The organism is Gorillibacterium timonense, assembly GCF_001457415.1.
Lineage (GTDB): Bacteria > Bacillota > Bacilli > Paenibacillales > NBRC-103111 > Gorillibacterium > Gorillibacterium timonense.
Genome location: NZ_LN881721.1, coordinates 451,960 through 478,414, shown reverse-complemented (window position 1 = coordinate 478,414; position 26,455 = coordinate 451,960). Strand labels below are relative to the sequence as shown.

General features: G+C 54.5%; 26 protein-coding genes. 8 read left to right on the top strand and 18 right to left on the bottom strand.

Annotated elements, in window-relative coordinates:
* Positions 1 to 79: 79 nt before the first annotated feature.
* From BN2684_RS04220 to BN2684_RS04205, 4 genes are all read right to left on the bottom strand, one after another.
* Positions 80 to 856, bottom strand: a complete 777-nt coding sequence (locus tag BN2684_RS04220; RefSeq protein ID WP_058300915.1) for an MBL fold metallo-hydrolase — start codon at positions 854 to 856, stop codon at positions 80 to 82.
* Positions 856 to 1,872: a DUF4253 domain-containing protein gene (locus tag BN2684_RS04215; RefSeq protein WP_058300914.1), complete on the bottom strand. Its 1,017-nt coding sequence runs from the start codon at positions 1,870 to 1,872 to the stop codon at positions 856 to 858. Before BN2684_RS04215 ends, BN2684_RS04220 begins: the two co-directional genes overlap by 1 nt.
* Before the next feature lie 596 nt (positions 1,873 to 2,468).
* A complete protein-coding gene (gene feoB / locus BN2684_RS04210; protein WP_058300913.1) occupies positions 2,469 to 4,478 on the bottom strand; it encodes a ferrous iron transport protein B in 2,010 nt (669 codons plus the stop codon).
* Positions 4,475 to 4,702 carry a FeoA family protein gene (locus BN2684_RS04205; RefSeq protein WP_058300912.1) on the bottom strand — a complete coding sequence of 76 codons (228 nt, stop codon included), beginning with the start codon at positions 4,700 to 4,702 and terminating at the stop codon, positions 4,475 to 4,477. Before BN2684_RS04205 ends, feoB begins: the two co-directional genes overlap by 4 nt.
* Before the next feature lie 268 nt (positions 4,703 to 4,970).
* Between BN2684_RS04205 and BN2684_RS04200 the strand changes: the two genes are divergently transcribed.
* On the top strand, positions 4,971 to 5,168 hold the full coding sequence (locus tag BN2684_RS04200; protein ID WP_058300911.1) for a hypothetical protein: 198 nt from the start codon (positions 4,971 to 4,973) through the stop codon (positions 5,166 to 5,168).
* A 123-nt stretch (positions 5,169 to 5,291) separates the two neighbouring features.
* On the opposite strand, the gene BN2684_RS04195 is transcribed toward BN2684_RS04200, so the two are convergent.
* Positions 5,292 to 6,332 carry an alpha/beta hydrolase gene (locus BN2684_RS04195; RefSeq protein WP_058300910.1) on the bottom strand — a complete coding sequence of 347 codons (1,041 nt, stop codon included), beginning with the start codon at positions 6,330 to 6,332 and terminating at the stop codon, positions 5,292 to 5,294.
* A 351-nt stretch (positions 6,333 to 6,683) separates the two neighbouring features.
* Here BN2684_RS04195 and wsfD point away from each other — a divergent pair, with 351 nt between their 5' ends.
* Positions 6,684 to 8,147 carry a glycan biosynthesis hexose transferase WsfD gene (gene wsfD / locus BN2684_RS04190; RefSeq protein ID WP_058300909.1) on the top strand — a complete coding sequence of 488 codons (1,464 nt, stop codon included), beginning with the start codon at positions 6,684 to 6,686 and terminating at the stop codon, positions 8,145 to 8,147.
* Between the two features lie 99 nt (positions 8,148 to 8,246).
* Here wsfD and BN2684_RS04185 read toward each other — a convergent pair whose 3' ends face one another.
* Positions 8,247 to 8,447 (bottom strand): hypothetical protein, encoded by a 201-nt coding sequence (locus BN2684_RS04185; RefSeq protein WP_058300908.1) that lies wholly within the window; start codon positions 8,445 to 8,447, stop codon positions 8,247 to 8,249.
* Positions 8,448 to 8,706: 259 nt separating this feature from the next.
* Between BN2684_RS04185 and BN2684_RS04180 the strand changes: the two genes are divergently transcribed.
* The 4 genes from BN2684_RS04180 (at position 8,707) to BN2684_RS04165 (ending at position 12,143) form a co-directional block, all read left to right on the top strand.
* The gene (locus BN2684_RS04180; RefSeq protein ID WP_058300907.1) at positions 8,707 to 9,945 is read left to right on the top strand and encodes an aminopeptidase; all 1,239 of its coding nucleotides are present in this window, start codon (positions 8,707 to 8,709) and stop codon (positions 9,943 to 9,945) included.
* A 97-nt stretch (positions 9,946 to 10,042) separates the two neighbouring features.
* Positions 10,043 to 10,948: an AraC family transcriptional regulator gene (locus tag BN2684_RS04175; RefSeq protein ID WP_058300906.1), complete on the top strand. Its 906-nt coding sequence runs from the start codon at positions 10,043 to 10,045 to the stop codon at positions 10,946 to 10,948.
* 139 nt (positions 10,949 to 11,087) lie between these two features.
* Positions 11,088 to 11,825, top strand: a complete 738-nt coding sequence (locus tag BN2684_RS04170) for a dihydrofolate reductase family protein (protein WP_234340152.1) — start codon at positions 11,088 to 11,090, stop codon at positions 11,823 to 11,825.
* Between the two features lie 3 nt (positions 11,826 to 11,828).
* A complete protein-coding gene (locus BN2684_RS04165; protein ID WP_058300905.1) occupies positions 11,829 to 12,143 on the top strand; it encodes a hypothetical protein in 315 nt (104 codons plus the stop codon).
* A 153-nt stretch (positions 12,144 to 12,296) separates the two neighbouring features.
* Here the strand turns inward: BN2684_RS04165 and BN2684_RS04160 are convergent, their stop codons facing one another.
* From BN2684_RS04160 to adhP, 8 genes are all read right to left on the bottom strand, one after another.
* Entirely contained in the window at positions 12,297 to 12,719 is a 423-nt protein-coding gene (locus tag BN2684_RS04160) for a DUF5412 family protein (protein ID WP_234340151.1), read from the bottom strand.
* 247 nt (positions 12,720 to 12,966) lie between these two features.
* Positions 12,967 to 13,200: a hypothetical protein gene (locus BN2684_RS04155; RefSeq protein WP_058300904.1), complete on the bottom strand. Its 234-nt coding sequence runs from the start codon at positions 13,198 to 13,200 to the stop codon at positions 12,967 to 12,969.
* Positions 13,201 to 13,239: 39 nt separating this feature from the next.
* On the bottom strand, positions 13,240 to 14,970 hold the full coding sequence (locus BN2684_RS04150) for a glutamine--tRNA ligase/YqeY domain fusion protein (protein ID WP_058301010.1): 1,731 nt from the start codon (positions 14,968 to 14,970) through the stop codon (positions 13,240 to 13,242).
* A gap of 206 nt (positions 14,971 to 15,176) precedes the next feature.
* Entirely contained in the window at positions 15,177 to 15,683 is a 507-nt protein-coding gene (locus tag BN2684_RS04145) for an LURP-one-related family protein (RefSeq protein ID WP_058300903.1), read from the bottom strand.
* Between the two features lie 278 nt (positions 15,684 to 15,961).
* Positions 15,962 to 17,023 (bottom strand): DNA/RNA nuclease SfsA, encoded by a 1,062-nt coding sequence (locus tag BN2684_RS24685; RefSeq protein ID WP_199825293.1) that lies wholly within the window; start codon positions 17,021 to 17,023, stop codon positions 15,962 to 15,964.
* Positions 16,933 to 17,619 (bottom strand): beta-phosphoglucomutase, encoded by a 687-nt coding sequence (pgmB, locus tag BN2684_RS04135; protein WP_058300901.1) that lies wholly within the window; start codon positions 17,617 to 17,619, stop codon positions 16,933 to 16,935. Before pgmB ends, BN2684_RS24685 begins: the two co-directional genes overlap by 91 nt.
* Positions 17,620 to 17,649: 30 nt before the next feature.
* Positions 17,650 to 18,651 (bottom strand): phosphotransferase enzyme family protein, encoded by a 1,002-nt coding sequence (locus tag BN2684_RS04130; protein WP_058300900.1) that lies wholly within the window; start codon positions 18,649 to 18,651, stop codon positions 17,650 to 17,652.
* A 173-nt stretch (positions 18,652 to 18,824) separates the two neighbouring features.
* The gene (adhP, locus tag BN2684_RS04125; protein ID WP_058300899.1) at positions 18,825 to 19,889 is read right to left on the bottom strand and encodes an alcohol dehydrogenase AdhP; all 1,065 of its coding nucleotides are present in this window, start codon (positions 19,887 to 19,889) and stop codon (positions 18,825 to 18,827) included.
* Between the two features lie 130 nt (positions 19,890 to 20,019).
* Here adhP and BN2684_RS04120 point away from each other — a divergent pair, with 130 nt between their 5' ends.
* Positions 20,020 to 21,183 carry an iron-containing alcohol dehydrogenase gene (locus tag BN2684_RS04120; protein WP_058300898.1) on the top strand — a complete coding sequence of 388 codons (1,164 nt, stop codon included), beginning with the start codon at positions 20,020 to 20,022 and terminating at the stop codon, positions 21,181 to 21,183.
* A gap of 141 nt (positions 21,184 to 21,324) precedes the next feature.
* Here BN2684_RS04120 and BN2684_RS04115 read toward each other — a convergent pair whose 3' ends face one another.
* The 3 genes from BN2684_RS04115 to BN2684_RS04105 all read right to left on the bottom strand — a co-directional run bounded on the left by BN2684_RS04115 (position 21,325) and on the right by BN2684_RS04105 (position 23,275).
* Complete coding sequence (locus tag BN2684_RS04115) at positions 21,325 to 22,047, bottom strand: HAAS signaling domain-containing protein (protein ID WP_058300897.1); 723 nt, start codon at positions 22,045 to 22,047, stop codon at positions 21,325 to 21,327.
* A complete protein-coding gene (locus BN2684_RS04110) occupies positions 22,044 to 22,382 on the bottom strand; it encodes a PadR family transcriptional regulator (protein WP_058300896.1) in 339 nt (112 codons plus the stop codon). The genes BN2684_RS04115 and BN2684_RS04110 overlap by 4 nt, the downstream gene beginning before the upstream one ends.
* 305 nt (positions 22,383 to 22,687) lie before the next feature.
* Positions 22,688 to 23,275: a putative ABC transporter permease gene (locus BN2684_RS04105; RefSeq protein WP_058300895.1), complete on the bottom strand. Its 588-nt coding sequence runs from the start codon at positions 23,273 to 23,275 to the stop codon at positions 22,688 to 22,690.
* Positions 23,276 to 23,435: 160 nt separating this feature from the next.
* Between BN2684_RS04105 and BN2684_RS04100 the strand changes: the two genes are divergently transcribed.
* Complete coding sequence (locus BN2684_RS04100; protein WP_058300894.1) at positions 23,436 to 24,611, top strand: stalk domain-containing protein; 1,176 nt, start codon at positions 23,436 to 23,438, stop codon at positions 24,609 to 24,611.
* 503 nt (positions 24,612 to 25,114) lie between these two features.
* On the opposite strand, the gene BN2684_RS04095 is transcribed toward BN2684_RS04100, so the two are convergent.
* A complete protein-coding gene (locus BN2684_RS04095) occupies positions 25,115 to 26,383 on the bottom strand; it encodes an MFS transporter (RefSeq protein ID WP_058300893.1) in 1,269 nt (422 codons plus the stop codon).
* Between the last annotated feature and the right edge of the window lie 72 nt (positions 26,384 to 26,455).

Sequence of the window (26,455 nt, the reverse complement as noted above, 5' to 3'; positions counted from 1 at the left end):
CGTTCCTGAGCGGAAAGTCAGACCAACCAAAAGCCCCGTACCTCTCGCATTCAATGAGAGGTACGGGGCTTTGAAATTATCATATGCTTAATGGGATCCGCATGCCTCTCGCGGTCAAGGACGCATGGTCGGGAAGCGGATAAGCGGTCCGCACATCTACCCCGTGTGACATATGGGTGAAATAGATGCGCCTCGGTTTGATCTCTTCCGCCAGCTCGAGGGCTTCGGTCATGTCGTAGACCGAGCGGGTATGGAAGTCGAACTCTTCCTTGTAATAACTTGTCCCGAGCACGAGTAGATCCAGCCCTCTCAGAAAGGCTTTCTCCTCTTCGCCAAGATTGATGGCATCAGGACAATAGACGAATGCGAAGCCCGGCTTTTCAAAGCGGTAAGCGTAGGAGTATCCGTTCTTGCCGTGGCAAACCTTCCTCGTTGTGATCGTCCACTCACCGAAGTGAGTCCCGCCGTCTGCTTCCCGATAGATCAGCTGGTTCTCCAGCCACGGATAACGGTCTCGAACAAGCACGAGCACTTCCCGCGGTGCATAGAGAATCCCTTTCTCCCCCGTCCAGCGGCAGCAGTCGGCCCATTCCGGCAGACCGGCCATATGGTCGAAGTGGGCATGGGTCAGAAGCGCGATCGGCATGCTTCGCTTGCCCATCGCCTCCATCTGGCTGGCCCAATCGGGCCCGATGTCAATCCATAAGCCGCCTGTCTCCGTCTCCAGATAAGCCGCGGAGCGCAGTCTCCAATTGAGACCTTCCGTTCGCGCTTCCGTGCAGACCTCGCAGTCGCAATAGACCCGCGGAACGCCCATGGAATCTCCGTTGCCCAAGATATGAAGAACGTCTGTCATCAGTCCCACCACAAATGAAGGTCGCGATGATCCTTCAAATAGTCGATCAGATGCTCAATCGATCCAACTCCTTGATCGACAAGGTCCGGGCAGAACGCGTAGAGCTCCTCGGCAAAGGCTTGCAGGTTGGTTGGCTGCCGGAGCAACTCAAAGCCGACCGAATCCGTCTGAACCGCGTACAGCCGAATACCGTAGCGGCGATCCAGTTCCTTCAACTTGGTGATGATATCCTCAGTGGACAAATCATAATTCGCGGCATCCGTCTGAGCCAATCGCAAGCTGTCAAAAGGGGTCTCTCCCTTGGCGACGACGACCTCCACTCCCTGCTCGTCTTCCTCTCCCAACCAACGGGTCGTTCCGATGAAGGCGAGCAGCTCGCCGTCGAGACGCTCCTGCAGCGCATCCACCCAAGCCCGCGCCGACTCCTCATCCGTCAGGATGGACAGAGCTTGCGGATATTTGCGGCGGCCGAAATCAAAGGTCATGAACGAGCGAGGAGCTTCACCCGACAGCTTCTCAAGCGCTCTTCCCGCTTCCCACAACGAATGGATCTTATCGCTGCCGAGCACCTCTTCCGGGCGAACGTCCGGACGATTGGCCGCGGGTGCGTCCAGCTCCGCTTCGAAATCATCTGTCGTATCCGCATTCGGCTGCACCCCCTCATCCAAGGCGAGCGACGCCTGGGCGGAAGGCAGCTCCGACACCGATTCCTTGGGGGCCCCGGGTTCGACGTTCGCCGTACCCTCCGTTCCCTCTGTATCCGCATCTTCCGCCGCAGCATCCTTCAATACTGTGGGTTCCTCCGGAAGGTAGGCTTCCTTGCTCACGCTAAGCCGCGCCATCTCTACTTCCTGTTCCCCTTCGGCAGAGAGATCCGGCGTCCAGCGGACCGGTACGATGGGTTGTTTGCCTTGCGGCTTCGTCTCCACCTTTTTCTTATGCAGCTTTTTCTTGCGCGATTGATTTGTGATGAGGATATACACCAAAGCCAATGCCACCCCGAACAGCAACCACATGCGACCCACTCCCCGCTCCATATTACCTAGTACGCTGTCAACTCAGAAACCGTGGTTATCGTGCCACTTCTCATACCGATTGACGCCGCTTCGTATCCGCACGATAAGGTTGACGGCGTACTAGTACGCTGTCAACTCAAAACTCTTGGTTATCGTGCCACTTCTCATACCGATTGACAGAGTACTAACACAAATAACTTTTTCCATTATAGCATAGCCTGCCCTATCCGTTCATGAGCACCCGGCAAAAGGGGGATAAGAAGAGTTCTCTTCCTTTGCGGGCTGTGGGCCGGCTCCACTTGCATAAAAAAGCCGAGCATGAAAGCCGCCCGGTACAGGGCAGCCTCTATGCTCGGCTTTCTGGAAAACACCCATAACGCTTAGAGGGGCGTCGACGGGGTATGAGAGGAAGGCTCTGTGCTGCAACAGGATGAAGAGGCGCAAGAGTCGCCTAAGGAACATCCGGAGCACTTGCCTTGCTTGCTCTTAAGGACATGACGGCGGAGAGTCCAAGCGGCATAGCCGAAAATGGCTGCGACGAGTGCGATGCTGACTATCATATCTCCACTTCCTTTCCGAGCTTAGTAAACGAGCGGTTAACCGAGACCAAGAAGCTTACCGCCCTGATAAATCACCAGACTGAGGATATAAGCAATGACGAGCGAGTAGCCCATCGAAAACCAGGTCCACTTGGAGGAGTTGGTCTCCTTCTTGATAACACCCACTGTAGCCAGGCAAGGGATGTACAACAGAATGAATACCATGAAGCTGTAGGCCTGAAGCGCTGTGTATTGGCCCATCAGAACGCCGCTGAGTCCTTCATCCGAAACGGAGTAGATGATCGCCATCGTGGATACCACGACTTCTTTGGCTGCGAAGCCGGTGAGCAGCGAAGCTCCGGCCTGCCAGGTGCCAAAGCCGATCGGATGAAGCAGAGGAGCGATAACCCCGCCGATCATCGCGAGGAAGCTATCGTCCATCGCTACATCAACACCGCCGGGTCCCGTGTACGAGAGCAGCCAGATGAGCACCGAGCCTCCGAAGATGAAGGTACCGGCTTTCTTGAGGAAGCCTTTCCCCTTCTCCCAGGTGCTACGGGCGAGGGTCTGCCACTGTGGAATGCGGTAAGGCGGCAGCTCGACGACGAACATCGAGCCTCCCTCTTGCTTCAAAATCGTCGAAGAGAACAGCTTGGCGATCAAGAGGGCGACGACGATGCCCAGAATATACAGAGAGAACACGATCGCGCCTTGATTGCCGGCGAAGAACGCACCGCCAAACAGAATGTAAACCGGCAGGCGGGCGGAGCAGGACATGAGCGGCGTGAGCAGAATGGTCAGGAGCCGTTCATTCGGCCGTTCGATCGAACGAGCCGCCATGACGCCTGGCACATTGCAGCCAAACCCGATGATGAGCGGGATGAAGGCTTTACCGTTCAGGCCGATATGCTCCATCAGCTTATCCATAACGGTTGCGATTCGGGCCATGTAGCCGGAATCCTCGATGAAGGAGATGATCAGGAACAGGATGAAGATCTGAGGAGCGAAGACCAACACGCCCCCGACGCCTGCGACGATCCCGTCCAATACCAGAGCATGGACGAAGGCGGTCGCATTCACCTTGTCGAGCAGAGAAGCTATCCAATCGGTGAGCGTTCCGCCGATGAAGCCGTCCAGCAGATCAGACAGCGGATTGCCCAGCCATTCGAATGTCAATTTAAAGGTCAAATACATGAAGGCCATGAAGATCGGAATGCCCAGAAACCGGTTGGTCACAATCCGGTCGATCCGGTCGGAGAAGGTTTGATCCTGTTCTTTGGTACGCGTGACCGCTTGATGAAGGATGCCTTCAATGACCTCCGAGCGCCGCTGTCGAATGACCTGAGGAAGCAGCTTGATTCCCGTATGCTTGGCGGCCGCTTCTTCCGTCCTGCCGTACAAGTCCTTCAGCCAGCTCTTCTCGATGAATTTCTCCAGATAAGTGGATACGACTTCATTGCCTTCAAAAAGCTGAATGGCCAGCCAGCGCTTGTTCGCTTCCAGTCCTTCTGGCAATTTGTGCGCCAGTTCCTCGATTGCCTTCTCCACGGTTTCGCCGTAATCGATTTTGAAGGGGAAGGCCGCATCGGTATCCTTGCCCATCACTCGATTCAGGAGGTCGTCCACCCCTTTACCCGTTCGGGCGACGACAGGTGAAACCGGTACCCCGAGCAGACTTCCGAGTTTTGCGAAGTCGATATCCATCCCTTGCTGCTTGGCCACATCGACCATGTTCAGGCCGATGACCATCGGTTTGCCGAATTCGAGCAGTTGAATCGAGAGGTTCAGGTTCCGTTCAAGCTGCGAGGCATCCACCACATTCAAGATCAAAGAGAAGGTTTCGTGAAGGAGAAAGTTGGCGGTAACTCCCTCGTCCTTGGAGAGGGGATTGACGGAATAGATTCCGGGGAGGTCGATCAGGTAGCCTTGCTTGTTCTTGAGCAGGCCCACCTTTTTCTCAATGGTGACCCCGGTCCAGTTGCCCACGTATTCGTAGGAACCGGTGAGAATATTGAAGAGGGAACTTTTACCCGTGTTCGGGTTACCCGCGAGCGCTATTTGCATCATGCCGCTTCCACCCGAATATGTGCCGCTTCCTTCTTCCGGATGGCGATTCGTTGTCCGCAGGCTTCAATGGTGTAAGGTCCTCCGAAGGGCAGTGTCTTCTTAATCTGAACCAGGGTTCCTTCCATGATTCCGAGATCGATTAGCCGACGGCGGACAAGACGGTTTACAGCCGCCAGATCGGTAATCCGGACTTTATTGCCAACTGAAATCTGGGTTAAGTTCATCACCATCATCCTCTTTGCTGCAGATTATGTTTAATGATAATCATTATCACTTGCCTAATTATATAACAGAAAAAACCGCTTTGAAACGATCTTTTTGCCTTTTTTTGTTACAGTTGAATGGACAATGTGTGAGATTTTCATGAATTCTTCATGAAGAAGTGATTATTTTCACTTACTTTTTCAGAAACAAGCCATTTTCATTGTTTCATTCCTCTCCAGAAAGGGTAAATGAGAGTCTATTCTTAAGTCTAAGGAGGAACAAGCGAAGATGGACAAGCCGGATTACTACTCGTTGTCGCGTCAGAAGCCAGCCACTCCGCCACTAGACAGCCGCCTACGGGATTTCGTGACCGAGGTGAGCGGCTCGAACTCCAGCCGACAGGTGTTTCAGGAATCCCGAAGCTTCAAGAGCCGCATGGTCGACGAACAGAACAAGATGATCGACAAGCTGAATTTACGCAAATAAACCTTTTCGAATCGTAATGGCCGCAAAAAAGCGGAAGGAGTCCGGCAAGCCAAGCCGGTTCCTTCCGCTTTTTCATATGGGGAGTTATCGCAGTCGTGATCGCGTTTAGAGGCATTCTCGCATTTATACAGAAAGCAGCTTCTGCGACTTGGAGAGATTCGCTTGATGAACGCTGTCATAGAGGAATTTGATGGCTCGCTTCATGTATTCCTCCTGATGGTACTTATAAATGAATTCGTGCTGCCCGTCCGGAATCATCCACAGCTCGGTCCCGGGATAATCCTTTTGCTCCTCATAGAAGGAGACGACGCTGGCGATCGGGGCAACTTTGTCTTGTTCCCCGTGTACGAGGAAGAGCGGCATCTGGTATTTGGTGCTCTTCACCTGATTGATCGGGACCTGCTTGATGCTGTAACCGGTATAGATCGGAGACAGCAGGTTCAACATGAATACGGAAGGGAATCGAGGTAGACGATTGAGCTTCTGCTTCACATTCTGGTAGACGGCGTCGGAATCCATGATGAAGGTGCTGTCGAGAATCATTCCATTGATATCATGAGAGTCCACTAGAGCGGTCTGGAGAGCGGTTCCGGCGCCCATGGAGAAGCCCCAAATGTAGATCTGCTCGTCACCGAGCTCCTTGACCAGGCTGATCGCTCCCCGAAGCTCCGAGGATTCCTGTATCCCTCCGGTAACGTAATGCTCCGGCCGCACAAAGCTGTAATCGAACATTAGGACATTAAACCTGTTGTTGTGCAGCACCTTGGCGATCTGATAGAGGGGAATCCACGGCTCCTCTCGGTTTCCCCCATAGCCATGCGAGAGAATGACCGTGTTGCGGGATGCCCCCGGAATATACCACCCATCGACTCGGGTCTTGCCGTTGGCGCTCGGAAACTCCACATCGCTGTAGGTAAGCCCGATCGCCTTCCAGGGATTCGAACCGAGGTTCGGAACCGGCGGCTTCTGAAGCCGGTACAAAATATACGCATAGAAACCAACGAGCGCGCTTGCGGCAAGAATCGTTCCGACCAAGAGAAGGATCAGAATCAACTTCATGCGCCGGATGAGCGACCGGGTTGGGCGAAGAACGGGCGCATTTATGAATGCGCTTCCATCCAATGATGTTGGGAAAATGGCCAAAGAGGCTTCCGTTGTGCTCATGATTCTTCCTTCCTTCCTTCAAAAACTCTATTCAACCCTGAGCAGCGGAAACGGGTCTTGAGGCGGACAAACCCGAGACTTTGCACCCGGTGAATTATCTGAATATTCTAAAGCTTACTTCTATTGTAGTAGGTTTTGTCGAATTTGAGGTTAATGGCCATTTACGTTTGCATTACATTTCGATTACAACTTTCGGATTATTTTGCCATGCACCCTCGCGCTGCCGCAAAGAGCCTTGTCCTTGATCCCCTCGGTCTGTGCCGTCATTTTCTCTGCCCAATTTGGTTTTTTGCCTTCCATCCGCTAGAATAAGAAAGGTTTCACTATCATTTTCATTTAAGAAGGTTGATCATGAACAACAAATGGCTATCTGGCAGGTTGCTGCCTCTTTTGAAACGCTCTGAAACCTGGATGCTGATCGCTGCGGTTATTCTCTACGCCGTCCTACTGCTGCGCTCACCCGTTATCGGCGTTGCCGACAACGGAGATTTCGCCCGCGTCATGGGTGCGGGAGGGCTCCAGTACGCCGATGCGGGAGAATCGCATGAGGATCGATATTACCGGTATTCTCACGCCAGCTATGCATTTGACGGCTTCCATATCGGAGGGTACGCCTCCTCTCAGCTTCCTTTTCTCTATATCGCTGGAATGGCAGGAAGGCTCTTCGGCGGCTTGTTCGACATTCGGGTACTCTCCGCACTTTATTTTGCCTTCATGGCGGCAGCTCTTGTCCTTGCTGTAAAATACGGCAAAACCCGCTCGGCGACGGCGAATGCATTCCTCGTTGCGGCGCTCTCATTCGTGTTTCTTGATATCGGGTATCTGGCTTATTTCAACTCCCTCTTCGGAGAGCCGGTCGCCCTGATCTTCTTGATCTTAACCACAGCGCTCGCTTATGCTATCGCACGCACGGAACAGGCATCCTCTCGCCTGCTCGCCTGCTTCTATGTGGCAGCCGCCATATTGGCGTGCACCAAGATTCAGAACGCACCGGTCGGGGTCGCCTTCGCGCTTCTCGGCATGCGCTTCGCAAGGCTGAAGCCAGATAAAGCCTGGCGAAAGCTCGCCTACGGCGGAGCCGCTGTTCTCGTCTGTATCTCCATTCTGATGTACAGCGTAGCTCCCGGCGGGCTCAAGCAGATCAACCTGTATCAGACCGTGTTCTACGGGGTGCTTAAGGATTCTCCGCAACCCGAGAAGGACCTCGAGGCACTCGGCTTGCCGACCGATCTGGCCGTGCTGGCCGGTACGAACTACTTCCAGACGGGAACGGCCATTCCGCAGGATGACCCCCGGCTGCATCGGGAGGTCTATGACGTCATCAGCCATATGGACATCCTGCGCTTCTACGCCACCCATCCCGAGAGATTCCTCCAGAAGCTGGAGCGGGCAGCGGAGAGCGGCATGGCGGTCCGCCCGTACTACTTGGGAAACTATGAGAAGAGCGTCGGTAAACCGCCCGGCACCCTCGCTTATACCTTCAGTGCGTGGAGCGAGTTCAAGAGGAATCACCTACCCCATACGTTTGGCTTCATTTCCCTCGTCTTCGCCTGCTATATCGCCGTTATCCTCTTCCACTACATACGCACCCGGGACCGCCGCTTGCGAATATCCCTTGAGGTGTTTCTCCTGATCGCAGCCGTTGCGGCCTTCTCCCTGGCGATTCCGATTCTCGGCGACGGAGAGGCAGATCTCGGTAAGCATCTGTTCCTCTTCAATGTCTGCTTCGATCTGATGCTGCTCATCATGGCCGTCTATGGGGTCCGGCTTCTCCTCGACACGGGAGCCGGTGCCGTCAAGCGCCTAACCAAATAGCCCCGCGATGCGAGGCTGCTTTCATTTAAAAAGCCGTTTCCTTCCCCGGATGTTCGGGGCATGGAAACGGCTTGTCTTATTTAGTATTAAGAAGAAAAATCATTCATTCGGATTGTTCGGACTCAACGGGGCCGTTTTGGACGGAGATGCTTCCTTCTCATTCGGATCAAGGCCGCCGGCGGCAAGAAAATCGAGAAACAGAAAGGCGCTTTCCAATTCTGCCAGCTTCTTTTCAAGAAGTTCCATCTTGCCATCGAGCGAGGAAAAGTCCTGATGGAGATTTTCATACATCGCGGACATAAGCCAATCTTCCTCCTTTCTCACGTTTAGTAGGTATGCACATAGAGTTCGGAGCCGGTTTCTCGTTTCGGGGGGTATCTGTTTGACAGAAAGTGTTGGACAAGGTATAAAGGGGAAGATTAAAGCCTGCATAGTACGCTGTCAGCCCTAATCGTGTGAATATGAATCAGCGTCAATGGGTATGAGAAGTTGTGCGGAGACCACGGTTGTTAAGCTGACTGCGTACTAGACCAATTCGCTAAGGAAAGGAATCCGAAAGATGAACCTCGAAACCTTTGAACGAAACCTGGAGCACTATGCCGAGCTTGCGGTCCGCACGGGAGTCAATATTCAGCCGGGCCAAACCCTGGTCGTGAATGCCCCCCTGACCGCCGCCGAGTTTGTCCGCGCCGTCGCCCGCAAGGCCTATGAAGCAGGAGCCGGCAACGTCCATGTGGAATGGACGGATGAGCTTTTGACCGCTATCAAATACAAGCAAGCGCCCGAGGAAGCTCTCGTCCGCGTCCCGCTCTGGAAATCCGCCGGCATGACGGAGCTGGCTTTGGAGGGAGCGGCTTTTTTGTATATCAAGGGGACCGATCCTGATCTCTTCAAAGGAGTCGATCCGGCTCGCATTGCGAAGGCGAGCAAGGCGTTGGCGGAAGCCAACCGCGAATTCAGCACCTACACCCGGGGAAGCCTCGTCAGCTGGACGATCGTAACCGTGCCGAATGAAGGTTGGGCGTCGAAGATCTTCCCGGAAGCTACCCCGCAGGAAGCGGTGGAGAAGCTCTGGGAACAGATCTTCCGTCTCACCCGCTCAGATCGGGAAAACCCTTTGGCCGCTTGGGAGGAGCATCTGGAGCATTTGCAGAAATGGTCCACCTATCTGAATGCCAAGCGTTACCGCCGTCTGCACTTCAAAGCCCCTGGCACCGAGCTGGCGATCGGGCTGCCAGACGGTCATCTGTGGATCTCGGCAGGCGAGAAGAACGCCAAGGGAGTCCCCTTCGTAGCGAATATTCCTACAGAAGAAGTGTTCACGGCCCCGGATCGAAACGATGTGTCCGGCTATGTGACGAGCACCAAGCCGCTTAACTACAACGGTGCCCGGATCGAGAACTTCACGCTGACCTTTGCGAACGGGAAGGTTACGGACGTTCGCGCCGAGCACGGCGAGGACATTCTGCGCAACCTGATGGCAACGGACGAAGGAGCTTCCCATTTGGGAGAAGTTGCGCTCGTGCCACATCGGTCGCCGGTGTCCGAGTCCGGGCTTACCTTCTACAACACCCTCTATGACGAGAACGCCTCCTGCCATCTGGCCGTCGGCTCCTCCTTCCCCACCTGCGCCGAAGGCGGAACGGGACTCACCCGGGATGAATTGATGCAGCGCGGCTTTAACCAAAGCCTCGTGCATACCGACTTTATGATCGGTTCGGCGGAGATGGACATCGACGGGGAAACGGCGGAAGGCGTCCGCGAGCCGCTGTTCCGCTCCGGCAACTGGGTCATCTGAGCAGGAAAGCACGAAGCACGAAACGCCGAAGACCGCAAAAAACGTCAAGAGAACATCTGTTTCCTTTGTTATCCTAATGAAGGAAGGAGGGCCGCTGATGAACGGGTATCCCGAACGGATTCAACAGGTCATCGACTATATCGAAGAACAGGCCGAGGAGCAGCCGAGTCTCTCGGAGCTTGCGGCGATCGCGGGCTTTTCCGATTACCACTTTCACCGCATCTTTCTCGTTATGGTGGGTATCCCTGTCATGGACTATGTTCGCAAGAGGAAGCTGGCCAAAGCCGCTTACCGCGTCTCGCACACGGACGACCGGCTGCTGGATATCGCCCTCGACTCGGGCTTTGGCTCGCAGGAAACCTTCATCCGCGCCTTCCGCAAGCTCTTCGGCATGACGCCTGGAACGTACCGGAGGCGGCAGATCGACACGCCCCCCTACAGTCGGGCAAATGTGCTGAAGCAGCGGTTAAATCCCTATTTAGGAGGAATTCGCATGGACTTCCGCATTACAGACAAACCCGCTTTTCAAGTGCTTGGATACGCGCTCGCTACCCGCAGCACGGATGGAGCCAACCTCAAGGAGATTCCGAAGTTTTGGCAGAACTATATGCAAAACGGCTGGGGGCGCGTTCTGAACGAAGCAACCGGGAACTACTGTGAATACGGCATCTGCACGGACATGAACATGGCAACAGGAGAGTTCACCTACATCATCGGCGTCGATGCGGACGATTCCGTCCAAGTACCGGAAGGAACGGTGCTTCGCTCTTTCCCGGCTGCGACGTACGCCGTGTTCACGACTCCCAAGGTTTCGCGCGAGAAGTTCAGCGAATCCATTCAACAAACGTGGAACATGATCTACACCGAATGGTTCCCGCATTCCGACTATGAGCAAACCATCGAGGGCGTCGAATTCGAGTACTACGACGAGCGCTGCGCCGGAGACGAGAACGGGCTCGTGCAGATGGACATCTGCATCCCGGTCATGAAACGGGCCGTATAACAAAGCTCAAATGATCCCCTCGCAATTTCAGCGGTGTTGTCTTGATTTTGCCAAACGGCAGGACTCTGTATTCATGCAGCGTTCTGCCGTTTTTCTATTTTCGCGATCTAGAGCGTGTTGAAAAGGAGATGTGAGTCAAATGGGAGATCCAAAGAGAATGAGACGCACCCCCATCACAACCTTATTTATGCTGATGTCATTGGATGGGAAAATCAATAGCGGTGCAGGCGATGAGTTGGATCCCGATCGAGATTGGTCTACGATTGATGGAGTAAAGGAAGGGCTTCCTCACTATTACGAACTGGAACAAAACACGGACCGGTATTCCTTGAATACGGGAAGAGTCATGGCCAAGATCGGGGTAAATGATCGAAAAAAAGCAAGAAAAAAACAAAATATCCGATTCATCCTCATCGATAGAAAACCACATTTAACGGAAGATGGAGTAGAGTATTTGTGCAAGTGGCTAGATCAATTATTTATCGTCACAAACCATAAAGAACATCCCGCCTTTCAAGTAAGAGAGCGCTATGATAATTTAGAGTTGATGGTATACGACCCTGAGATTGATCTGGAAAAAATGATGATCGATTTAAAAGAAAGTTTCGGAGTAGAAAGGATCACGATTCAATCGGGCGGTACCCTTAACGGAGAACTACTAAGAGCAAATCTGATCGATTATGTATCGATCGTAATCGCACCTCTATTGGTGGGAGGAAAGGATACGAACACGTTAATCGACGGAACATCCATTACAAGCGTCGAGGAATTGAATAAACTGAAAGCAATGAATCTAGTGGAGTGCAATCAGCTAGGAGATTCCTATGTCCAATTGAAATACGAGGTTATTAAGGAAAGCTACGCTAAAGGGGACTGATCCATGAGCTCCATCTTTCGATTTTTGGCCGCACTCTTTGCCCTCCTCACGTTGAGCTCCGCCGTCTATTACGGATTTCTTGCGGACGGGCTGCATCTGGGAACTGCCCTGTTGATTGGGCTGTCGGGATGGACCTGGGCGCTGCTGCTGCTAGCCGTGTCGGTCATTCTCGACCAGCAGGAAGAAGCGCTGGAGCATCTGCGGAGCCTTACCCGGGACAGCCGCAACTCCTCCGAGCCGCTACCCAAGCTCGGCAATTCGAAGATGAACCTGGATGCCCTCAAGAATTACCGCATGTCGGTGAAGGATGAAGAATGACGAAGACAACAATGGACCCCATCGCTACTTTGAGGAAAGCAGCGATGGGGTCCATTGTTTTTCCATTTCTGAGTAGCTAAGCTGGTCTTCTGTGCTTCTTATGATGAAAGAATCATCTCTCGCAGTTATCACTTGCTGCAAAATAGTTGAGTGTCATCTTCTATAATCATAAACTTGAGTGAGGACTTCTAGTTCCTTATTGTTAATAATAACCGTGTGATCATCTTTCCAAATGATAGTGGCACTTTCTTCTTTGTTTTGAAAATAGATGATCTTTGGCTTCTTGTTCACTTTATTGTAGTTTAGCTCACCTACTACAGAGTATGACGTTGTAGCTCCCGCGTCGGAGGAGTAGGCCTTGACGGTATAAGTCCCAGCGGGTGAAGTCTGTTGAGTGAGTAATTTTCCTTTTGGAATACGTTGTAAATCAAAAAAAGCCCAGTATACACCATACAAGATAAGACATATGACAAACGCTATAGTACCGAAAAATGAAAACAGTATCTTTCTTTTTACTTTTTTTCTTTCCTTCTCACTTTCATTTGACAGGTCACCATTCCACATCTTTTCGTTCATAATTTTTCCTCGCAAATCCCATAAATTAAATTATTTTCTAACATTATACCACTATTTGGTATAATGTTGTATATTCCCCGATAGGCGGAGCATTGTTATCTTGAGAATAAATATTTCCATTTTATGGATGAAAATTCCTTCTTCACTCAAACTGGGAGAAAAAAACGGACCCTGACTCCGCAGCAATACGCGCGGGACGAGGTCCGTTCTCTTTTATCAGATGGGATGAAACGTAGATTCGAATGCTTCAGGATTTATCCCTCGGAGTACCGAAGAAGAAGCCGAGCAGCCCGATGGCAAGGCCCAGTAGGAGGAAGGTAACACCGACACTGTTTTTGCCGCCTCCGAAGCCGTTCCCCGCCAGGATGAGGAGAATACCGAACGCGATCACTCGGTCCGCTCTCAGCTTGATCTCAAACAATCGGACCCAGCCGACTGCGAATCCGACCAAGATGACTGTCAGGACAATCGGTATCAACATTCAACCTTCACCTCCTCAAGCTTTTAAACTGCAATTCGCTTACTTAACCTCAAAAGAGCTCTTCAGCGAGACCGTGCGATTGAACACGATGCGGCCTGGAGCGGAATCCTTCGGATCGACATTAAAGTAGCCATGACGGAACAGCTGGAACTTGTCATGCGCCTTCACGTCCGTAAGACCCGGCTCGATGAATCCGTTCAAGACGGTCAGCGAATCCTTGTTGATCTTGTCGAGGAACGATTTGTCTTCTCCGGCCGCTCCTCCGGTATATTCTTCGGATTCACTCGTGATGTCGTCTGCCGCTTCCTCGGCCTCTTGGCTCAGGTCGGCGTCGTCCTTCAAGATCGGCTCGTACAAGCGGAATTCCGCCGGAACGGCGTGGGCGGCATCCACCCAATGGATCGTGCCTTTCACCTTGCGACCGGAAAAGCCGCTTCCGCTTCTCGTTTCCGGGTCGTACGTACAGTGAAGCTCGACGATGTTGCCGTCGGCATCCTTCACCGCTTCCACGCACTTGACGAAATAGGCGCTCTTCAAGCGCACTTCATTGCCCGGGAACAGCCGGAAATACTTCGGCACCGGGTTCTCCATGAAATCTTCCCGCTCGATGTAGATCTCCCGCGAGAAAGGGACCTTCCGGGTGCCCATGTCCGGGTTCTCGGCGTTGTTTTCGATCTCAAACCACTCGGTCTCGCCTTCCGGATAGTTGGTGATGACAACCTTGAGCGGATCGAGAATCGCCATCGTCCGGGGAGCCTTCAGCTTCAGATCCTCGCGGATAAAGTGCTCCAGATACCGTTCGTCGACGATGCTGTAGCTCTTCGCTACGCCGATCTCGCGGCAGAAATTGCGGATCGCTTCCGGGGTGTAGCCCTTGCGCCGCAAACCGGCGATCGTAGGCATCCGCGGGTCGTCCCAGCCGTCCACGACTCCCGCATCCACGAGCGACTTCAGCTTCCGCTTGCTCATGACCGTGTTCGTCAGGTTGAGGCGAGCGAATTCGTATTGATGCGGCGTATTCTCCATTTCGCATTCGCGCACGGCCCAATCATAGAGCGGACGGTGATCTTCATATTCCAGGCTGCACAAGGAATGCGTGACGCCTTCCACCGCATCGCCCAACGGATGCGAATAATCGTACATGGGGTAAATGCACCATTTGTCCCCGGTTTGGTGGTGATGGGCATGCTTGATCCGATAGATGACCGGGTCGCGCAGGTTGATGTTGGGCGAGCTCATGTCGATCTTCGCGCGCAGCACCTTTTCCCCGTCCTTGAACTCTCCGGCGCGCATCCGCTTGAACAGGTCGAGGTTCTCCTCCACACTCCGGTTGCGGTACGGGCTGTCTTTGCCTGGCTCCTTCAGGGTTCCGCGCGTCTTGCGGATGTCATCCGCCGATTGGTCGTCGACGTAGGCTTTGCCTTTTTCGATCAAGAGAAGGGCCTTCTCATAGTTCATCTCGAAATAATCCGAGGCAAAATGAAGGTTATCCCACTCAAAGCCAAGCCATTTGATGTCGTTCAGGATCCCGTCGACGTACTCCGTGTCTTCCTTGACCGGGTTGGTGTCGTCGAAGCGCAGGTTCGTCTTGCCGTTAAATTCGTCGGCTAGCTCGAAATTGAGGCAGATCGCCTTGGCATGACCGATATGCAGATAGCCGTTCGGCTCCGGGGGAAACCGCGTGACGATGGTCTTCTCCCTGCCGGATTTCAAATCGTCGATGACGATGTTCTTGATAAAGTTCGATGAAGTCGGTTTTTCCGTTTCCATAGGACCCAGCCCTTCCGTGATATCTCCCATTGGCCTCATACGCTGCCAGCGGTTTTGTATCTCCTTATAGTACACAATTTTTAAGAAAAATATAATGGGAGCCGCGCATTTTTGGAAGACTTTGATTGAAAGAGTTGCCGGGAGGAAACAATAGACCGTATCGAAAATGCAATTTCGCGCTTCCGTAGTTCGGGCGAGCCTAACCCTTACGGATTTGCTGAGCTGTTTGCCGCCGCCGAATTGCGCTTCTGGATGGCGTACATCCCCATGATGACAGCGACCAGCTCATAGTCGTTCAGCTTCATGGCCGAGTTGGTGAGTCGAAACGCCCCCGAGGAGAAAAACCCGCTGACCTTCTCGAAGAACGCTACGCGCGATCCGGATTCATCCAGAATCTCATATTCCCTTGAAAAAAGCGGCGACCGGATTTCATAGAGCCCCCGGTGACGGGCGTCGTACTCAAAACGCTTGCTGCCCAAGCTAAAGCGCGAACGGAGCCGCCCGATCTCATCGCCGCCTGGGGTGAGGACGGACCATTTGCCCGAAAAGAACGGGAATTTCCCAGAGCACACCAGCCGATTGCTCCCGTCATACACATCGATGGAAGCGTTGAAGGCGCTTTTCAGGTCGAGTCTCCCCGCCGGCGCTCCCGCCTCATTCTGAATCTCCGTCTCTCCTGCGCTGAAGAAATTGTCGCGAAAGATGAGTGCCATACTCTCCTGCCCCTCTCCCTAACGAATTCTTTTGATTCTCCAATGCCTTCTTCTTCGCCTTCTTTATGTACGCTTTACTACGTGTCCCCTACAAAAACGGTGCAAAACGAACTGCCACATTCTTGAATACTTTATAGTTAACTACTCGGTTTCATCCGAGCTATTCCTATCGACTACGTTAGAATTAACCATTGGTTATTTTATTTTTGGACACCGGCAGGTTCGGTTGAGCTTCTTCTGGAGTCCGGCACCTGTAACTGGACGGTTCAGACGAGCTGCTACTGGAGTCCGATTACAGGAACGGGGCGATTCAGGCGAATTTCTCCCGGCGTCACCCAACAGTCGCAAGCGGCAATGATCACGCCGCTTGCCGCCGCCCGGCTGAGCGCATCGGCAAAAGCCGGATCGATTCGCCTGCAAGGAGAAAAGGTGCTAACCCCCTCCAGTTGAATGACGAAGAGGACGCAGGCGGAATGCCCCTCGCGGACCGCCGCGGTCAGCTCTTCCAGATGGCGGGCTCCCCGAGCGGTCGGAGCATCGGGAAATTCGGCGCAGCCGCCGCTAGCCAGCGTCACGCCCTTCACCTCGATGAACAGGCGGCCGCCCTCGGGCGACTCGGCGCAGAAGTCGATGCGCGAAGAGCCGAAGCGCACCTCGCGCCGGACGATGACGGACCGCTCGCCGGCAGAGGTCGCGGGAGTGGGAGCGGAGGCTGCATCGGTTGCGGGAGCGGTTGCGGGAGCGGTTGCGGGAGCGGTTGCGGGAGCGGTTGCGAGAGCAGTTGCAGGAGCGGAAACAGAAGCAGTTACGGCAGCGGTTGCGGGAACATCGGTACCGGCTGGATACGCTGGCGAGGCTGCTGGGGCTGCCGCATCCACGGTCAAGCAGGACGTGAAACCGGTTAGGGCGGTAGAGTCGCTTGGCTGGCCAACGCCCGCTCCGGTGCGAATCCAATCCAGAAACCAGCCGTCCGAGCGGGTCAGCTCTTCATGCACGAGCTCATTGGGAGCCTGCGAATCGATATTTACAACTTTATCGCCATGCTTCACGGCGACCAGGGAGTACGCCGTCCGGCGTTGCGGAGACCCGGAGGCCGGCTCCAGGTACACCTCGGCCCCAGGCACAAGCCATTCGCGCAGACGGCCCGTATTCTTCACATGAACCCGCTCTTCCCGGCCCGCAAGGAGCACCCGGGCGAGAAACCGGCTGTCGCGGGCGATGAGGATGGCGGGGATAATCTCGCGGTATCTCATCGGCCGCCCGGCTCCCCACGCCGCTGCTCCGAGAAACGGCGCAGCAGCTCCGGGCAGGACAGCTCCGCCGTCGAGAGCGGGTTCCAATCCGCCGCCCGCAGATAGGGCGCGCTCCCCACGCCGACGGAGAACATCGGCGTGGCCCGGATGGCGGCGAGACCGGCTTCGCCGTCCTCGACCGCCGCGCACCGCACCGGGTCGGCGTCAAGCAGCCGCGCGGCCGCGAGAAACAGATCCGGCGCGGGTTTCGCCGCTACGGCGCGCGGATCGGCGACCGCATCGAAGTACGCAGTCAGGCCGAGACGCTCCAGCACGAACCACGCGTTCGAGCTGGACGAGGCGAGTCCAAGCCGGATATCGGCTTCGCACAGCTCTTCAAGAAAGCGGGGGATTCCAGGAAGCGCATCCCGCGGGCTGAGCGCTTCGATCATCTCCTGGTAATAGCGGTTCTTTCGCTCGCCCAGCTCCACCGTTTCGCTCTCCGTCAGCTCAAGCTCCGCCTTGGCGGCGATGGCGCGGACGATCCGCGAGCGGTGAATGCCCTTGAACGAGTCGTTCTCCTCATCCGTCACGTTCGTGCCGAGCTCCGCTGCGAGCCTCCGGTTCGCCCGGTCATACAGGTCGTTGGTGTCCGCGATCACACCGTCAAGATCGAAGATGACGGCGGTCAGCCTTTCGTTCATGAAGTCGTACCATCCATTCTGCAAGTTTCATTAATCTGTCAAGAAAGCAGCTGCGCGTTCGTACCATAGCTTAAAGATTCGAAGGCGATAATCCAAATACCCGTCGTTGTACCAAGAGCAGCCCGCATTTCGCTCGATGACATCGGCATGAAGGCTCATCAGCCAAAGGTCGCGCAAAGCCGCAAAGGCAGGAATCGATTCCACCTCCATTTTACTTAACGGACGCACCGAAAGATAGCCGCTCAAGAAGGCTGTCCATGCTTCTGACTGAACATAGGCCTCATCACCGAAGGTTTCATTCCAGGCAAAAACGCAAATGTCATAGGCGCGCCACCCATATCCCATACAATCAAAATCAAAGAGCACCGGTTGCTCCTGAACAAAATGCACATTGCCGCCATGAATGTCTCCATGGCAGTATCCGTAATAAGGCATTTCGTACCCCAGTTTCCTTTCGACGGCTCGGCCGAGCTGCTCCGCCGCATTCTTAAAATAGAGGTAATCGGAGCTCCGACGCTCGAAATAGGGTTTGACCTTTTTCAAGGGCTCTTCGATCAACTGTTGAAGATCGATGGCGGGCCGGCTGACCGTAAAGGTTTGTTCGTCTGCAATCGCATGGAGCTGAGCGAGCGTGCTTCCCAGTTGATGCGCCTGCTTCGCCTTATCTTCAGAAGGGGCGTGCTTCGCCTCCGCAAATAGAATCGCATGACGGATTCCCTCCGGAGCATGGATCTCCCAGAGGAGAGAGGAATCCTTGCAACGGATGGGTTTCGCAACCGGAATGCCCTGATCGGATAAAGTGTTAATGATGGCGACTTCCTCTTCATAATCCTTTCTTTCATACCGACCCGTCAGCGCAACCCGCAAAAAGCAGCGTTTATCACCGGCACTCACCACGTAGATATCATTAATACCACTATCGAACAAACGGCACTCTATCGGCTCCTTCCATTCATAGCGAGCAGCCAGCTCTTTCTTCAGCGCATCCGGATGCAGTTGAGTATATCGAACCGGAAACAGTGCTTCTTTCATGAGGAACCTCCAGAGAATAGAATGAGTATGTAGACCATTGTAAGATAGCATGAAAGGGATTACAGGCCACAAAATCGTTATAATCAATCTTTAACCATCCTCTTATGCGCACAAATAAATGCTCGGAGCGCCGACCCTGGGGTCAGTGCTCCGAGCACTTTTACCTTACACTCTCAATGTCGAGTCTCTGCGGCTCCCGCCATCGCAGGCTCGCGGGATGATTCGACTCCATAATCCATCACGACTCGGCCTTGAATGTCCCCTTTGGCCATCTCCGCGAAGATCTCGTTGATGTCCTCCAGACGGCGGGACTCGATGGTGGCGCGTACCTTGCCCTCGGCAGCGAATTGGAGCGCTTCCTGCAGGTCCTTGCGGGTACCGACGATGGACCCGACGATCCGCGTGCCGTCCAGCACGGTGTTGAAGATCGGAACCTCCATCTTCTCAGGGGGAAGACCGACCAGCACGAGCGTCCCTCCCCGCTTGAGCGAGCGGTATGCGCTGTCGAAGGCTTTGGCGGTGACGGCGGTGACGATGCTCCCCTCCACGCCGCCGATTCTCTCCTTGATCCAATCCGCCGGTATGACCTTCGTCGGATTCACGGTCATATCGGCCCCGAGGGTCTTCGCCAGCTCCAGCTTCTCGGTGACCGTATCCACGGCGACGACATTCAACCCCATCGCTTTGGCATACTGCACCGCGAGATGCCCGAGCCCGCCGATGCCGACGATGGATACCCATTGGCCAGGGCGCGCCTCGGACACCTTCAGGGCTTTGTACGTGGTCACACCGGCGCAGAAGAGCGGCGCAGCTTCCATAAACCCGAGGTTATCGGGAATTTTCACGACGTAGTCCGCTGCGGCCACACAATACTCAGCATAGCTTCCATCCACCGAATAGCCTGCGTTCTGCTGATCCAGGCATAGCGTCTCACGCCCGCTGAGACAGAATTCGCAATGCCCGCAGGCGGAATACAGCCAGGGAATGCCAACCCGATCCCCTATGCGAAGATGGGCGACCCCCGCTCCCAACTCCTCGACAGTCCCGACCCCTTCATGACCGGGAATGAGCGGCAGCTTCGGCTTGACCGGCCAATCCCCGTTAGCGGCATGCAGGTCCGTATGGCACACGCCGCAAGCGTGAATGCGGACGACCACCTGACCCGGCCCCGGCTTCGGACGCTCGACCTCCTCGATCTTCAGTTTTTCTCCGAATGCGTGAGTGACAGCTGCTTTCATGCGCATCCTTCTCCTTGTCCATTATCGTTTTTGGGCATCCTTTGATACAATGAAGACATAGGCGTCGATCTCCGCCCTTTCTTGATTTGCGGCAACGCCAAGAACCCCATTCCCTTTCAGGAGGTTTCTCATGAACCGTTTTAGTTTTCACAATCCGACCCGTCTTTATTTCGGCCAAGGCACCTTGGACAAGCTGAAAGAAGAGCTCCCCAAATACGGAAAAACCGTCCTTCTCGTCTACGGAGGCGGCAGCATCAAGAAAAACGGCGTCTATGACGGCGTTATTGGCATTCTGAACGAACTCGGCCAAACCGTGCACGAGCTTTCGGGTGTGGAGCCGAATCCGCGTTTGTCCACGGTACAAAAGGGCGTCGAGATCTGCAAGCAGGAGCAAGTCGACTTCATCATCGCCGCAGGCGGAGGCAGCGTCATCGACTGCGTGAAGGCGATCGCGGCGGGTGCCCGCTATGAAGGAGACGCTTGGGACTTCATCACGCACAAGGCACCGGTCAAGGATGCCCTGCCCTTCGGCACCGTGCTGACACTCGCCGCCACCGGCTCCGAAATGAACAACGGCTCCGTCATCACCAACTGGGATACCCAAGAAAAAGTTGGTTGGGGAAGTCCTCATGTGTTCCCGCAATTTTCGATTCTCGACCCGGCCTTCACTTCATCGGTTCCCCGCAACCAGACGGTTTATGGCATGGTGGACATCATGTCTCACGTGTTCGAGTCGTACTTCCACCACACCACCAATTCGCCTGTACAGGACGGCTTCTGCGAAACCTTGCTGCGCACGGTGATCGAGACCGCTCCGAAGCTGCTGGAAGACCTCGAGAGCTTCGAGCATCGGGAAACGATCCTTTACAGCGGCACGATGGCGCTGAACGGAATGGTCTCCATGGGAACGACCGGCGACTGGGCCACGCACAACATCGAGCACGCCGTTAGTGCCGTGTACGACATCCCCCACGGCGGAGGGCTCGCCATCCTCTTCCCGAACTGGATGGAGCATGTGATAGACGAAGGCCCGGAACGGTTCCAGCAGTTCGCCGTCAATGTCTTCGGCATCGATCCGACCGGCAAATCGGCGCGTGAAACCGGCCTTGAAGGCATTCAGGCGCTGCGCGCCTTCTGGACGAGCATCGGCGCCCCGGCCCGCCTGGCCGATTACGAGATCGATGACAGCCAGCTCGCGACGATGGTCGACAAGGCGATGGTGTACGGGCCGTTCGGCAACTTCAAGAAGCTCGACCGCGAGGACGTCAACGCGATCTATCGGAGCTCTCTGTAAGGCCTGACCGGAGATCCAGCAACCTGTACGAGTATTATTAATTGTGGCAAAAAACAAGCCGCTCTGCACACAGCTACTTGCTGCGCAGAGCGGCTTGTTTCATTGTTGGCGAACTTGCCTTGTTGGCGAATACCGGGTGGGTCATTTGAACAGCTTCGGAAATGCCAGCCGCAGCAAATCGCGGAATTCCGACCACGTCAGCAGTTCATTCTCCGAGAGCTGACGGGTCACATGGCCGACGGGATAGGCGCCGCAGGCCAGGCGTCCGATGGCGAAAGCGCCGATCGTCACCACGCCGATGGCAAATGCTCCGATGGCGACCGTGCCGACCGCGATGGCGCCGACGCCAAGTGCCAAACCGACCGCGACCGCTCCGAACGCCGCAAGGCCGACTGATAACGCTCCGACTGACACGAAGCCTGCGGAGATGATGCCGAGCGACAGGAAGCCAAGCGCCACATCTCCGATGGCGAAGATCCCCTTCGCGACCGCCAGCCCACCTCTTCGCCCATACAAACCGAAGCCCGTTCGACGGATCTTGATATGCACGAGCGGCAGCCCGAACAGCGTTCTCTGGCTACGATATTCGTAATAAGGAGACAAGCTCTTCATTTCCTGGGTCAGCTCGTTGATCCGCTCCGAGAGCAGTTCAAGATCTTTTCCAGCTGATAAATTATCAGCGAACTCGCGGGCCACCTCCTCCGGCGACCCCATGCTCTTCAACGCTTGCTCCACACCACCCTGCTCTGCACGCTCCAGGATAGAGGCTGTCAAATCCTTGCGAATCCGGTTTTTCGTTTCATCGTCCACATGAAGCCGCGTCAGCACCCGGACGACATATTCCTCTACGCGAATCGGTATCATGGCTCTCCCTCCAGCACAAGCTTTATCGACTGAACAAACAGCTCCAAATCCTCTTTCAATTCCCGTTCCCGCTCCTTGCCCTCCGGGGTGATGCGGTAATATTTGCGGGGAACGCCTCTCTTCTCGCTTTCCTTCTCCCAGTAGCTGCTGATGAAGCCTCCGTCCTCAAGCCGATAGAGAACGGGATACAAGGTTCCTTCCTTCATCCGGAAAAAGCTCCGGCTTCGAGCATCCAGCTCGCTGATCAGCTGATAGCCGTACAGATCCGCTCCTGAGAGCAGATGCAGCACGAGAATCTCAAGAACTCCCTTTTTCAATTGGCTCGATTCGTTCATGGTCACCTCAGCCTGACTTATTACTTTGTATTACTAAGTATATAGTAAAACCACGACCAAGATTTGTCAACGAAGTCTTTTACCCGTCAGAAATGCGTAGCCCTTTCCTTATTCGCCCACTCCTCGTCCTCGATTTAGCCTTCAGCATCGCAAAAAACCGCTACCTTAGCGGTTAGCGGCTCCGAGCCTACTCCAACTATTTCACCCCACGCTTCATTCTGCGTCACCTTCAGCAATCGGCTCATCCGTCTCCATCTACCGTCTTCATCTCGCATCGCAGCATTCCGTCTTGCTGTTGCGTTACGTCAGCCCATATTGGCTTCCGGAGAGCCTTCGCCCGCAAACCCATTCGGTTCCGATTCCATATCTCGTTCCATTGGATTCATTCCCCGAGCGACACGCCGCTTCCCCACTACAACGGCAAACTCGATCACCATGAGCATGACCAACCAAGGAAAAACCGCGTTCCAACTGGAAGCGATCCGCTCATAGAAACTAGTCAAATACGGCTGGAGCCCATACACACAGATGAGCGAAAGCGGAACCCAGCAGAGCGAGAAGCTCGGGCAAACATACCCTTCGACGTTCCCCTTCATGCTCCGGTAGTCCCAATACCGCCTCCCGAAGCCTTTGTCGAGCAAGAATCCGCTGGCAAATTCGATGGCGCTCGGAACAACCAGGCAGCAAAAGACGACAAAGATCGGACTCCCTCCACCCGTTTGAACGGCGGCCAGCACTGCCATCGCGATCCCATACATCGGTTTCAGCGGAGTGAAGAGAAACCCTTCCTTCCAAAAGACTCCGACGGTCGCCAGGCTGTACCCATTTTCCAAAAGCCAGCCGGCTATTCCGTATACCGTATAATAAAACAGCCATTCGGCCCATACGTTCATCGGGGCTGCTCCTCGTCTTTTTCAAGTAGTATGGGTAATATTCCCCGATCTATTCGGACAAATCGTCTATTGTGCGCCGGGAGGATTCAGGGTAAGCTTAGGAAAATCTTTCTTTCCTTCCCTAGATGCCCCATACATTATGAATACAGGAGGTTGACCCATGAGAAAAGCCATGTATCCGCTCCTCTTCGCCGCCGCGCTCGGAACCGCCAGCCTTGCCGCCACACCCTTTGCCGAAGCCGCCGCTCTTCGAATGACTGTTCAAGGCAGCGCCGTCACCTTTACCTTTGGACAACCCTATACCGAGAAAGGCCGCAGCTTGTTCCCGCTTCGGGATCTGCTAGTTGCGCTCGGAGTGCCGAATGGCGGCATCGAATACAAAGCGGCCACGAAGACGGTCATTGCCCACTCCGGTTCCGACACGATTCAGCTGTCCATCGGGAGCAAGGTCTTATACAAGAACGGCAAGAAGCTTTCCGAGCTGGATGTCCCGGCCCAGGAACGAGCAGGCCGCGTGTATTTGCCTGCACGGGCGGTAGCTGAAGCTTTGGGATACTCCGTCTCATTCAATGCGGCGACCAATACGGTAAGTGTGAGCAAGAGCGGAGGCTCTTCCATCACTCTGACCGAAGAAAGCCTCAAGAGCTTCATTCATGCGGTCTTCAACAAAACCGCCGCTTCCCTCAGCACTGCTGATAAGCAGACGCTCAGCTCCGTGCTTAACGCGAATGAGGCACAGCGAAGCGGGATACTGCTTGGTCTGTACAACACGGACAAGCCTTCGGCGGTGGTAAACCAGGAAATCCGCTATTTCATCAGCGAATTCCTGAATAAGGACCTCACCCCCTTCGCCGATTACAGCATCGCTCATCCGGATGATGTTCTGCTCGGCTACCAGGCCACGAAGCTGATCGCGGATTCCAATACTTCGCAGACCGTTCCCTTGCTGGAAAAGCTTCTCATCAAGCACACGAATGAGTCTGTGCGATATACCGTCGCGTATGGCTTGTATCAGATGAATACGCCGGAAGCGTTCAGCGCCCTGCTCAAAGCCCTTGCGAGCGAAAAGGACCCGTTGGTGCTGAGCAACGCGACGGCAGCCGCCGTACAGATCGCCGGTGACGATCCAGAGCAGATCGCCCAGTTCCTGCCTCTCTATGCCAGCTTGAACACCGATCAACGCGCGATGATCAAGGACTCGCTGTGGGGCTCGATCACGCAGGACGCAAAGACCAAGCAGGCGTGGATCACCGTACTTGCCGACAAGGCGAAGAACGGGACCCCGGAAGAAAAGGCGGCGGCGGAAGCCCTCGTGAAGGATCTCGGGTTGAAGTAAGCGGCAGCCAAGCTGGTTGATCCGCATCCAACTGCCAAGCACGTTAAATGAAAAAGGGGCTGACCCCCAAGCAGGCAATCATCTGCTTGGGGGTCAGCCCCTGATTATTGATTTGACAAAAGAGAAAGAAGGTTGTCCTTCACGCTTCAATCCGTGTCTCTTGTCTCTTGTCTCTTGCTCTTATGTCGGTTAGAAACGATTTTGCTGCTTTTCTAACGGATGCCACCGCCGCTATTTCATCGATTAGGCAGGGTTTGAAATTCCAACGGAGATATACGCGACTAATGGGGGGCAATTGCCGATATTCACCCCAAAGTTAGTCAAATAGCTGCATCCATTTCCGTCAGATTAAAAAAAACACCTTTTTTAGCTTATTAACGGCTGCCGGTTCCGTTAGATTATACTCGTCTACCCGAACCCCGGATGGGGTTCGGAGGCAGAAACGTGGAGTTACATAATCCGATCGAGAAGGACCCTTGCGAGCTTGATTGCGGGCTATCTCGCTACTGGATATCGATTTCGACCTGCTGGCTTGATCCTTTACCAAAAAAGCGACGGGAGAAGCGGGTCGCGGTCAGGACCATCAGCATCGATAGGCTTCCGAAGACGACTGCCATCCACTGCAGCCCAATGGTGTCAAGGAAGAAGCCGGTGGACAGCAGGATGACCTGAGTCAATACCCGGTCGAGCATATTGCGAAACGAGAAGAACCGGCCATGGTACTCGCGGGGAACCTCTGTTTGAAAGTAAGCGGCGATGAGCGGATAGAAGCAGCCCGCCGAAAACCCGAACAGGGCGAAGGACGCAATGGCAAACGGCTTGGAATCGCCGAAGAAAAGCGACAGATGCGCGATCGCAACGAGAAAAGCAAAAAGCAGCAGCCGACGGAGCAGCGGGCCGTTCGAGGACAGCCGTTTCACGAGGAAGGCTCCGACGATAAAGCTGGTTCCCTCTGCCGCATACAAGATCCCCTTGATGGTGGAATCGTGCTGAAGCTCGCTTACTCCGATGACCATCAGATTGAAACCGCCGATGAACAGGGTCGGAATCACCGCGAGGAGCAACAGCATGGCAACCATCGGCATTCCTTTAAGAAGCGGAATCATTTCCTTGAAGCCGCTCTTGTCCGGCTTGCTTGAGGCTTCCTTCCGAGTTCCCTCTTCTGAGCCTTCACGCGTCTGACGAGACTTGGCCACATGCAGCCCCTTCTCTTCTTCCTCAGTATGAAGGAAGAAGGTCGCCACCACCAGGAAGGCATAGCCCGCTACCGAAACTAGATATAAATCGGTGAGACTCATCACGGTCAGCATGATTCCCGCCAGCGCCGTTCCTAGAATACGGGACAAGGTGGAAGCATTCATATGCGCTCCGTTCAGCGTGATCAGTTGCTTCTCCGGCACGATGATCGGAAGGACCGCTTGCAGCGCCGGGAAAAAAAAAGCCGCGGCAATCTGCAAAGCGATCATGAAGGCGACCATCCAAGCGATGGAATCGGTAGCGAGGGCAATAAACATGAGCCCGAGGCTCAAGAGCCGACCGATCCCGGCATAAAGAAGCACGGTCTTCTTGCGGGTCGTATCGATGATCCGCCCGGCCAATGGGCCGAGGAGGACCCCGGCGAACAAGCCGACAAACAAGATCACCGACTTCAAAAAATCCGAAGGAACCAACCGCTGCATAAACTCCAGGTTGGCGATGGTCGCCGTCCATAAGCCGAGCCCTGCGATAAATTCCCCCGTTAACACAATCCAGACATTCCGATTCCGCCACATGAACGAATATAAAACCTGCCTTTCACGGGTCCATCTGCGGCTGCCCTCCTCCCTCTCGAACCTAGGACAACC